At 41.0% G+C, this 3,758-nt stretch carries 5 protein-coding genes; 2 read left to right on the top strand and 3 right to left on the bottom strand.

What is annotated here, in order from left to right; genetic code table 11:
- Positions 1-376, bottom strand: a 376-nt coding sequence (locus NTV63_00130; protein ID MCX6709352.1) for a hypothetical protein, incomplete at its 3' end; no start/stop codon positions are given.
- Between the two features lie 205 nt (positions 377-581).
- Between NTV63_00130 and NTV63_00125 the strand changes: the two genes are divergently transcribed.
- Positions 582-1,757 carry an NFACT family protein gene (locus tag NTV63_00125; GenBank protein ID MCX6709351.1) on the top strand — a complete coding sequence of 392 codons (1,176 nt, stop codon included), beginning with the start codon at positions 582-584 and terminating at the stop codon, positions 1,755-1,757.
- Between the two features lie 8 nt (positions 1,758-1,765).
- Positions 1,766-2,596 (top strand): hypothetical protein, encoded by an 831-nt coding sequence (locus NTV63_00120; protein MCX6709350.1) that lies wholly within the window; start codon positions 1,766-1,768, stop codon positions 2,594-2,596.
- Here the strand turns inward: NTV63_00120 and NTV63_00115 are convergent, their stop codons facing one another.
- Together NTV63_00115 and NTV63_00110 are read right to left on the bottom strand one after the other, a co-directional pair.
- Positions 2,597-3,223 carry a hypothetical protein gene (locus NTV63_00115; protein MCX6709349.1) on the bottom strand — a complete coding sequence of 209 codons (627 nt, stop codon included), beginning with the start codon at positions 3,221-3,223 and terminating at the stop codon, positions 2,597-2,599. It abuts the gene before it with no gap.
- A 167-nt stretch (positions 3,224-3,390) separates the two neighbouring features.
- A partial coding sequence (locus NTV63_00110) for a hypothetical protein (protein MCX6709348.1) occupies positions 3,391-3,758 on the bottom strand: 368 nt, incomplete at its 5' end.

Raw genomic sequence — 3,758 nt, 5'->3', positions numbered from 1 at the left:
CCGCACTTGTCCCGTGACTTGTCCCGTGTTGTTTTTCAGCTGTTTTTTCATTGTTCTCTTCAATTTTCCCGCTTATTTTCTCAATCTGAAATCCCATGGCGTCAACAATTGATGCATTTTTTTCGAGGGCGAAAAGGATTTTCTCCTCGTTATTCTGCATTTCGGAAATTATTTTTTTCTGCTCAAGGATTTCCCTTTTCAGCCCTAGATGCTCTTCCCTGTTTTTCACGCTTTCCTCGACGAAGTGCCTTATCCAGAGCCCGATTTTCCCCATGTCCTCCCTTACTTTCAGAAATGAGAGGGCTACATTTGATTCAACAACAGGAACATTTGCAGAATTCTCCTTTTTCCTGAAAAACTGTCCTATCCACCCCATAATCGCATTTTAATGGCTGCTTCTATAAAAATCTTATTGAAAATTTCAGGGCGATTTCAGAGTGTTGAGAGAGAGGCACAGCTGGTTTAATTAATCGCAGAAACCTTTTGGAATGAGGTTCATATAGCAAAAGTGAGGGTTTCTTTGATAGGAAAAGCCCTTTTTCAGGTAATCTTTTTATATTTGGGGCTTATTCCCCTTAAAAATGGAAAAATCAGATAAGCCCTGCTTTTTGAAGAAACTTTCCTCTTTTGAGCTTTCCCTGCTCTTGTCTGAGCTTAAGTTTCTTGAAGGGGCAAGGCTACAGAAGGTGTATCAGCCAGAGGAGAGGCAGTTCTTTTTGCAGTTTTACGTGCCTTCCAAGGGCAAAAGCATCTTAAGGGCTGTTTTTCCCTCACTTTTGTTTATTGGGCAGGAAAAGCCCGATTCTCTCAAAAATCCATCAAGGATGGTCTCGCTTCTTAGAAAATATCTTGAAAACTCCCAGCTTTCCTCAATCTCGCAGATTGGGTTTGAAAGGATAGTAAAGCTGTCCTTCACTATCAAAAGTGAGAGTTACTCCCTTCTGATTGAGCTCTTCAGCAAGGGCAATCTTATCTTATGCAAGGAAGAGGATGGAAAAAGCATAATCCTCGGGCTTCTTGAGAGCCAGAGCTGGAAAGACAGGATTTTGAAGCAGGGTGAGGAGTATAAGCTTCCCCCGTCACTGATAAGCCCGTTCAGCCTTAAAAGCGATGAGTTTAATGCCCTTATTTCCGGTTCAGACAGGGAAGTTGTCAAATTCCTGGCTATTGAGTTTGGTTTCGGCGGGCTTTATTCAGAGGAGCTCTGCCTTATTTCAGGGGTTTTGAAAAGCAAGATTTCATCCTCGCTTAGCACAGGCGAGAAAGAGGCGCTTTTCTCTGCAATTTCATCAATCCAGAAAAGGAAGCTGTGCGCTTCTTCTGTCTATAAGAAAGATTCAGACGAGCTTGTTGATGTTGTCCCGGTTGAGCTTCTCTTCTACAAGGATTTCAGGAAAGTTCCTTATGAATCATTCAGCTCAGCGCTTGACTCTTCCTTCGGTAATATCGAGCTCTCGTCATTTTCAGAGCAGGGCAGGGCGTCAATTTCAGAGGACAAGGAAATGAAGAAGATTCAGCGCCTTATCGAGGAGCAGGGGCTCTCGGCAGCCCGCCTTGAGTCTGAGTATTGCGAAAACCAGAAGAAGGCAGAGTCAGTTTACAATCATTATTCAGAGATAAAAGAGGTTTTTGATTTTCTCAAGGAGGAGCTCTCGCACTCGTCTGTAAGCGAGGCTTTTGAAAAATTGAAAACATTTAAAAGCGTAAAGGGATTTGACAAAAAGGAGAGAAAGCTCACAATGGGCTTTGAAGATTAGACGATAAAATGCCTGAAAATTCCAATACTTTGAACTCAAGGGGAATTCTTGTAATCCGCCCGAATCTGCTTCTTGCGCTTTTTTCAGGAATTCTAAAGCTGGGCTTTTTTTTCGGGCTCATATACGGAGTTTATGAGCTGATTGTGTTCAGCGCAGGCGAGGACCCGTTCATTGTTTTTTTTGAGATTTTTTCAGTGGATGTTTCTGCTGTTTTTCCCTTCATTAAATACGCTCTTGTCCTTCTTTCCCTGATTTACCTCTTTTACATCACAATCTCGCTTAATCTCCTGAAGATTGAGTTTTCAGACGAAAAAATCATCTTTTATTCGGGAATTATCATGCTTAGCACAAGATATCTGGACTACTCTGATGTAATAAGGACAAATTTCAAGTCTTATAATCCTCTTAAGGCAGGAAGCATCAAAATGGAGTTTACCGGCGAACTCCAAAGCATTGAGATTCCATATCTTGCAAACTCGCAAAAAAAGGCAGGGCTTGTCATTTCACGGGTTTCTGAGTCGCAGTTAAAGAGCCTTTCTGAGAGGATTTACCTTGCAAGCAAGGGGAGCGTTGAGAAGGAGATCGTGGACAAGATTATTTCAGCTGTCAGGCAGGAGAACTTCTCAAGGCAGGGCTTTGTAACACAGATAGCAAACATTGCAAAAAAGCAAAAGATAGGAAACGACGTGTTTGAGGTTATCCTCTCATACATGCTCAAGACAAACAAGATTGAGAAAAAGGACATTATGTCAGTGATGTTTGAGCTTATGGGACAGGGGGTAATCTCCAGGAAGGATGTCTCAGAGGTTCTTTTCAAAATAAGCGGGGAAAGGATTTAATCATTCAGTTTTGTCGTCTAATTTTAAGTCAAGCTTCTTCCCGATGCAACGCTCAAAAAGGGTGAGAAAGGTCTGCTGTTCAGGCTTAAGCCCTGCTGCAACAACAAGCTTTGCAAGCTCATAGCCATCTATCCTTTCCTCTGAGTAAAATGATTCATCAACCTCTTCTGTTCCTGCTTTTTTACCCCTTCCCAGAAAAAGCAGGTTTTCCATGCTCTTTTTGCACATGAATCCGTCGTTAATCTGAATCACAATATCGCGCTTTTTTCCTGAACTGCCTTTCGTTTCAAGGCTAAAGCTCCCTTTTTCAAGATCAGCGTCTATTCTTCCCCCGTCAATCTCCTTTAAGTATCGCTTCCCTTTCAGAACAAAACCGCATTTCAGAAGCGAAAGAGCAGCAAGCTTTCTCACAAAATCAGAAAATGCCATCTCCTTAATCTCTTTGTCGCCTATAAAATCAGATTCCTTAATCTCTTTTTCAGGCTTTTCTGATATCACTTTTCCAAGGTATTCAGAAACCTTCTGCCTTGGCCCTTCCTTTGTCCACTCTTCAGAAACCCAGTATGCATACCTGTGGTTTCCATGTCCTTTTACTCTTATGAAAGCCATTTTTGGTTTTGGGCACAAAGAAATTCCTCTTTGAAAATTATGAAACATCAGTATTTTTAGGCACTATGAATTATAAGGAATTTCTTGTGCAAGAAATGCCTCCTGCATTTCTTTGCATTAGGCAATATATAAAATTTTGTAAAAAAGTGAGAGTTAGCTCTCTTCGCTATTTTGAAATGAGCGCTTTAAAAAGCCCCTCTCTTAATCTTCTTAAACTCCTGTTTTATCGGGATTATGTAGCGCTTTTCAACTTCAGAAATGTCCAGAGACAGTATTTTAGGCCATTCCCGCCTTAATTCATTCCTGTTCTCATTTATTGCGATTGTGTTTATCAGGTAAGGTATTGAGCTATCATCCCTGACATCAGGATAATGCATTTCATCCTCAATATTTGCCAGCCCCTCTCTGAAAAAGCCCAATGCATCATTGTATTTTTTGAGCCTTTTTTGCTCTTCAAAAATAAGGTTAAATGAGCCGAATATTTCATTGAGAGACATTAAACCAGCCTCTAATAATCTCAGGCTTTTTTCGCTTATTCCTTTCAAAAGCATAA

The sequence above is a fragment of the Candidatus Woesearchaeota archaeon genome, assembly GCA_026394965.1.
Lineage (GTDB): Archaea > Nanobdellota > Nanobdellia > Woesearchaeales > 0-14-0-80-44-23 > JAPLZQ01.
The sequence above is the reverse complement of the archived record's forward strand: the minus strand, read 5'-3'. Positions and strand labels throughout refer to the sequence as shown.